The organism is Cupriavidus sp. 8B (genome assembly GCF_054589115.1).
In genome coordinates this window covers 1-6,140 of sequence record NZ_BAAILO010000329.1, presented here as the reverse complement: position 1 = coordinate 6,140, position 6,140 = coordinate 1, and the positions used below count along the sequence as shown (strand labels likewise).

5 protein-coding genes and 1 pseudogene are annotated in these 6,140 nt (G+C 67.0%); 5 read left to right on the top strand and 1 reads right to left on the bottom strand.

Translation table 11 applies throughout. The features are described 5' to 3' along the window. Window positions 1-178: 178 nt before the first annotated feature. From ACYP5B_RS32910 to ACYP5B_RS32890, 5 genes are all read left to right on the top strand, one after another. The gene (locus ACYP5B_RS32910; protein ID WP_400102321.1) at window positions 179-1,486 is read left to right on the top strand and encodes an aconitase/3-isopropylmalate dehydratase large subunit family protein; all 1,308 of its coding nucleotides are present in this window, start codon (window positions 179-181) and stop codon (window positions 1,484-1,486) included. Next, window positions 1,483-2,058 (top strand): LeuD/DmdB family oxidoreductase small subunit, encoded by a 576-nt coding sequence (locus tag ACYP5B_RS32905; RefSeq protein WP_400102322.1) that lies wholly within the window; start codon window positions 1,483-1,485, stop codon window positions 2,056-2,058. Before ACYP5B_RS32910 ends, ACYP5B_RS32905 begins: the two co-directional genes overlap by 4 nt. A gap of 38 nt (window positions 2,059-2,096) precedes the next feature. Next, window positions 2,097-3,299, top strand: a complete 1,203-nt coding sequence (locus tag ACYP5B_RS32900) for a pyridoxal phosphate-dependent aminotransferase (RefSeq protein ID WP_459572415.1) — start codon at window positions 2,097-2,099, stop codon at window positions 3,297-3,299. 57 nt (window positions 3,300-3,356) lie between these two features. Beyond that, complete coding sequence (locus ACYP5B_RS32895; RefSeq protein WP_318237317.1) at window positions 3,357-4,058, top strand: RraA family protein; 702 nt, start codon at window positions 3,357-3,359, stop codon at window positions 4,056-4,058. Between the two features lie 300 nt (window positions 4,059-4,358). After that, window positions 4,359-5,648: an MFS transporter gene (locus tag ACYP5B_RS32890; RefSeq protein WP_400102324.1), complete on the top strand. Its 1,290-nt coding sequence runs from the start codon at window positions 4,359-4,361 to the stop codon at window positions 5,646-5,648. Window positions 5,649-5,888: 240 nt separating this feature from the next. On the opposite strand, the pseudogene ACYP5B_RS32885 reads toward ACYP5B_RS32890, so the two are convergent. Next, a pseudogene (locus tag ACYP5B_RS32885) lies at window positions 5,889-6,140 on the bottom strand (IS3-like element ISPpr7 family transposase); the annotation flags it as partial.

Below are 6,140 nucleotides of genomic sequence, written 5' to 3'. Positions count from 1 at the left end.
CGCGCCCTCGACCGGATCCTGGCGACCGAGGAGGTCAAGGAAAAGCTGGTGCAGCTTGGCGTGGAGCCCGTTGGCGGCCCGCCCGAGGTGTTTGGACGCCAGATTCAATCCGAGCATGAAAAGTGGGGGAAGGTCGTCAAGAGCGCCAACCTCAAGCTGAACTGATCCGGTGCAGGCGATGAACGTATTGGATACCCCCGGCACCGGTACCGGCGGCAGGACGCTGGCGGAGAAGCTGCTCTCGCGCGCCGCCGGGCGCGACCTGCGCGCCGGCGACCTGGCGATCTGCGAGCCGGATGCCACCATGGGCACGGACGGCTCGATCCCCATGGCGCTCGACTACCTGCGGCAGATGCAGCCGCAGGGCGAGGCCTTGCCGGGACCGGCCCGGCCCGGGCGCGTGGTCTTTGCGCTGGATCATTACGGCGCCGGCTCCGGCGCGCGCGCGCTGGCCTTGCAGGACATCGCGCGGGACTACGCGCTGGCGCATGGCGTCGGCGTGTTCGAGGTGGGCGAGGGCATCGGTCACCAGCTCATGCTGGAGCGCGGGCGGGTCTTGCCCGGGCACCTCGTGGCCGGTGCTGACTCGCATGCCGTGACCTACGGCGCGCTCAACGCGTTCGGCACGGGCATCGGCTCGTCGGACCTGGCCGGCGTCCTGCAGTGCAACCAGCTTTGGCTCAAGGTGCCCGGCTCGCTGCGTATCCGCCTGCATGGCGCCCTGCCGGCCTACGCGTCGGCCAAGGACCTGGCGCTGGCCATGGCGCGCCGCATCGGCGCGGGCGGCGCGAGCTACCTCGCGCTGGAGTTCGCCGGGTCCGGCCTTGCCGCGCTCGATATGGACGACCGCATCGTGCTGGCCAATATGTCGGTGGAGATGGGTGCCAAGGCCGGCCTGTTCCCCTTCGACGATTGCACGGCCGCGTACCTTGCCGGGCGTACCGCGCAGGCCTATGTGCCGGTAGCGGCGGATGAAGACGCTACCTATGTCGATACGCTCGACTTCGACCTGACCACGGTCACGCCGCAGGTAGCGCTGCCGCACCGCGTGGACGACGTGCTCGATCTGGCCCAGGCGCCGGCCACCAAGATCGACATGGTCTACCTCGGCACCTGCACCGGCGGGCGCAGCAAGGACTACCGCGAGGCGCTGGACGTGCTGCGCGCGGGCGGTGGCGTGGCGCCCGGCGTGCGGCTGGTGGTGACGCCGGCATCGGAAGCGGTGCGCGCCGAGCTGGAGAGCGACGGCCTGCTGGCGGCGTTCGCAGCGTTCGGCGCGCAGATCCAGCCGCCCGGCTGCGGTGCCTGCTGCGGTACCTGCGGCAGCATTCCCACCGATGGCATGCGCGTGATCTCCACCGCCAACCGTAATTTCAAGGGCCGCATGGGCAATCGCACATCGGAGATCTTCCTGGCGTCGCCGCGCGCCTGTGCCAGCGCGGCCGTTACCGGCCACCTGGTAGATCCGCGCGAGGTGGCGCAATGACATTGCCGCAAACCAGGGTCAACGCCGCAGCCAGCGCCGCGTCCGTCATCCATGGCCGCGCCCGCCTGCTTGGCGATGACATCAACACCGACTACCTGATCGCCTCCAGCCGCAAGAAGGACAGCCTGGACCCGCAGGTGCTGCGCCGCTACCTGCTGGAGGATATCGATCCCGCCTTTGCCGCCAGCGTGGCGGATGGCGACATCCTGGTGGCCGGGCATAACTTCGGCTGCGGCTCCGCGATGGAAGTGGCGGTCACGGTGGTGCTCGCCGCCGGGATCCGCGTGGTGGTGGCGCGGAGCTTCTCGCGCACCTACTGGCGCAACGCCATCAACAACGGCCTGTTGCTGATCACCGCCGATACCGCCAATACCGTCGATATCGCCGGCATTGCCGAAGGCGACCCGCTGACGCTGCGCCTGGACGGCGCCAGCGCCGAACTGATGGTGGGCCCTGACCCCGAGGCGCCCACCCGCCGCATTTCCTGCGAGCCCGTGCCGGACATCGTGCTGACCATCCGCGCCGCCGGCGGGCTCGTTCCCTACCTGCGCCAGCATCGCAAGCTTGCCTGACCTTATCCATTCACGCTACCGAAGACAGCGCCCAGACCATGACTCTCATTGCAGCCCGCCTCAACAGGATCAAGCCGTCGCCCAGCTCGATGGCAGGACAACGCGCGCGTGAACTGCGCGCCAGCGGCCGGGATATCGTCGGCCTCACTTCCGGCGAGCCCGATTTCGACACGCCGCAGAACGTCTGCGAAGCCGCCACCCGCGCCATGTCGGCGTCCAGGACCAAGTACACCGATGTCGGTGGCACCCCCGAGCTCAAGGCGGCCATCGCCGACAAGTTCCGCCGCGACAACGGCCTGGACTACGCGGCCAGCGAGATCATCGTCGGCACCGGCGGCAAGCAGATCATCTTCAACGCGTTGATGTGCACGGTGGACGTGGGCGATGAGGTCATTGTCCCGGCGCCATACTGGGTGTCCTACCCCGACATCGTGCTACTGGCCGACGGCACGCCGGTCTTCGTGGACTGCCCGCCGGAGAACGGCTTCAAGCTGCGCCCGGAGGACCTGGAGCGCGCCATCACTCCGCGCACGCGCTGGCTGGTGCTGAACGCGCCCAACAACCCGAGCGGCGCGGCGTACTCCCGCGCGGAGCTCAAGGCGCTGGCCGAGGTGCTGCTGCGGCACCCGCAGGTGTGGGTGATGACAGACGATATCTACGAGCACATCCTCTACGACGGCCGCGCGTTCTGCACCATTGCGCAGGTCGAGCCGCAATTGAAGGCGCGCACGCTCACGATCAACGGCGTATCCAAGGCCTACGCCATGACGGGCTGGCGCATCGGCTACGGCGGCGCGCCAGCCGCGCTGGTCAAGGCCATGGTCAAGCTGCAGTCGCAGAGCACGTCCAATCCGTCGTCCATCAGCCAGGCCGCTGCGCTGGAAGCACTGAGCGGCCCGCAGGACTACATCGCCGAGCGCACGCGCATCTTCCAGTCGCGGCGCGACATGGTGGTGGCGGAACTCAACCGCATCCCGGACCTCCAGTGCCACTCGCCGCAGGGCGCCTTCTATGTGTATCCCTCCTGTGCTGGCCTGCTCGGCAAGCTCACGCCCGAGGGCAAGCGGATCGAGACCGATGAAGACTTCGTGCTCTACCTGCTGGAGGCGCAGAACCTGGCCGTGCTGCAGGGCGGCGCGTATGGCGTGTCGCCGTTTTTCCGCATATCCTTTGCCACCTCGGTTGCACAGTTGCAGGAAGGCCTGCGGCGGCTGCGCCTGGCGTGCGAGGCATTGCGCTGACAAAATATCCGCGAGCGCCGTGCCTGGCGCTCGCACCATCCGCTTTGGAGTTTCGCCATGATCAACGAATCCCAACCACTGCAGTGGCCCCCCGGCTATCGCATCAACCCGCGCGCGCCGGGCCCGGCGGCCGATATCGTCGCGGCCTTGCGCGCAATGCCGGTGGCCGCCATCGGCGATGCCATGAGCCGTAACGTGGGCGCCATCGGCCTGCGCCAGTACCATGCCCGCCTGGATACCGTGCTGTGCGGCCCGGCCGTGACCGTGCGCGTGCGGCCCGGCGACAACCTGATGATCCACAAGGCCCTGATGATGGTCGAGGCCGGCGACGTGCTGGTCATCGACGGCGGCGGCGACGTGACGCAGGCGTTGGTGGGCGGCCTGATGCGCACCACCTGCATCGCGCGCAAGCTTGGCGGCCTGGTGATCGACGGCGCGGTGCGCGACCTGTGCGAATGGGCGGAAGAGGGCATGCCCATCTTTGCCCGGGGGCACACGCATCGCGGCCCGAGCAAGGACGGCCCGGGCGAGATCAATGTGCCGGTGTCCTGCGCCGGGCTGGTGGTGATGCCGGGCGACCTGGTGGTGGGAGACGCCGATGGCGTGATCGCCGTGCCGGCTGCCGAAGCCGCCGAGGTGCTGCGCAAGACGCGGGCGCATCTGGAAAAGGAAGCGAAGATCCGCGAGGGCAACCGCACCGGGACCACGGATCAGGAACGGTTCGATGCGGTATTGAGGGCAAAGGGTTTGCCGGTTTGAAGGTCGGAGGGCCCTGGCCCTCCCGGCTCCCCCTACGAGACCAGGCGCCGCACAAAGAACGACAGGAAATCGATGGAAAGCGCCGGGTCGATTGCAGCCAATTGGCGGAGCGTCTCTGGTAAGGCATAGGAACGATCAGCGACATGATGTGTTCGTTCGTGGTCATCAGCCTCATGCTCACGCCAAGGCGCTCCCCGTCTGATTCCACCCTGATCGTTCTCGTCCCCCCTTCCAGGCCAGCCGCTAGCCACGAGAGTAGAATCTCGCAAAATTTTTCGCTTGTGGCGCACGGGAAACGACATGACACAGGGCAACGCCAACGCCGCCGCGGTGACCGGGCTGGACCCGGCCGCGGTGGCAAATCTACCGCACGGCCGGCAAGGCCTCACTGAACAAGAGCAGGACGTCTACGCCCGCAAGGCCGTGATCGCCTCGGCGGTTGGCTACGCGCTGGACGGCTTTGACCTGCTGATCCTAGGCTTTATCCTGAGCGCGGTCTCCGCCGGCCTCGGGCTGACCCGCACCCAGGCGGGCTCGCTGGTGACGTGGACGCTGGTGGGCGCGGTGGCCGGCGGCATCGTCTTCGGCATCTTGAGCGACTACGTGGGCCGGGTGAAAGTGCTGACCTGGACCATCCTGCTGTTTGCCGTCTTCACCGGCCTGTGCGCGCTCGCGCAGGGCTACTGGGACCTGCTGGCCTACCGGACCATCGCCGGCTTTGGCCTTGGCGGCGAGTTCGGCATCGGCATGGCGCTGGCCACCGAGGCCTGCCGGCCCGGCCAGCGTGCCCGCGTTTCCTCGTATGTGGGCCTTGGCTGGCAGGCGGGCGTGCTTGCCGCGGCGCTGCTCACGCCGGCGCTGCTGCCGTATATCGGCTGGCGCGGCATGTTTGCCATTGGCGTGCTGCCGGCGGTGGCGTCGTTCGTGGTGCGCCGCTTTATCGGCGAGCCGGAAGTGTTCGTTGCCAGCAGCAAGGTGGCGCGCAAGGGCAATCCGCTCAAGATGCTGGTGGCCGACGCCGCGACGGCGCGTGCCAGCCTGGGCGTGGTGGTGCTGTGCTCGGTGCAGAACTTCGGCTACTACGGCCTGATGATCTGGATGCCGACCTACCTCGCCAAGCAGTTCAACTACTCGCTGACCAAGTCCGCGCTGTGGACCTCGGTGACCATCATCGGCATGGCCATCGGCATCTGGGTGTTCGGCCAGCTCGCGGACCGCATCGGTCGCCGGCCTACCTTCCTGATCTACCAGGTCGGGTCGGTGGTGATGGTCTTTGTCTACTCGCAGCTTTCGACCCCCTACGCGCTGCTGTTCGGCGGCGCGGTGATGGGCCTGTTTGTCAACGGCATGATCGGCGGCTATGGGGCGCTGATCTCGGAGCTGTATCCGACGCAGGCCCGCGCTACCGCGCAGAACGTGCTGTTCAATATCGGCCGCGGGGTGGGCGGCTTTGGCCCGCTGGTGGTGGGCGCGCTGGCCGCCAGCTATTCGTTCGGCACCGCTATTGCCGTGCTGGCGTTGATCTATGTGTTGGATATCCTTGCTACGCTGTTTCTGATCCCGGAGCGCAAGGGCGTCGCGCTGGAGTAAGCTGGATCGCTAATATTCCGTTCCGCTGAATTTTTCGCGAAGGCTGTTGGTATTGGTGAGGTTTGAATCGGCTTGGGTTGGCATAGTGGAGTGGCCCGCTGACGCGGGGGCGTGCGTTGTGGGCGGGGTTTTCATGTTCTAGCTGCTGTCGCGGCTGGGCGGTGTTGGCCGTTTTGGAACGTGTGAGATGTCACTTTTCTTTACTCGCGGCGTGTGTCAAGGTAGTTGTCGCCTCAGCCGTTACGCTGCTTGCTTGTAATTCTCTGCGTTTTGCTGCGCTCGCTCCGGGTTCAGGTACACCGCATCTGGGAGTTCCCAGTTGCGGATGCCCGCGGTCCAACGCTGCGGATTCCGGGCGCGCGCGGCTTCATACAGCGCCGTTCTCTGCGCCAACAGTGCGGTAGCTTTGCCCTGATGCCGCTGGCTTGGCGTGACGTATTTCAGGCCGCTGTGTCGGTGCTCGTCGTTGTACCAGCGCACGAAGCGCAACAC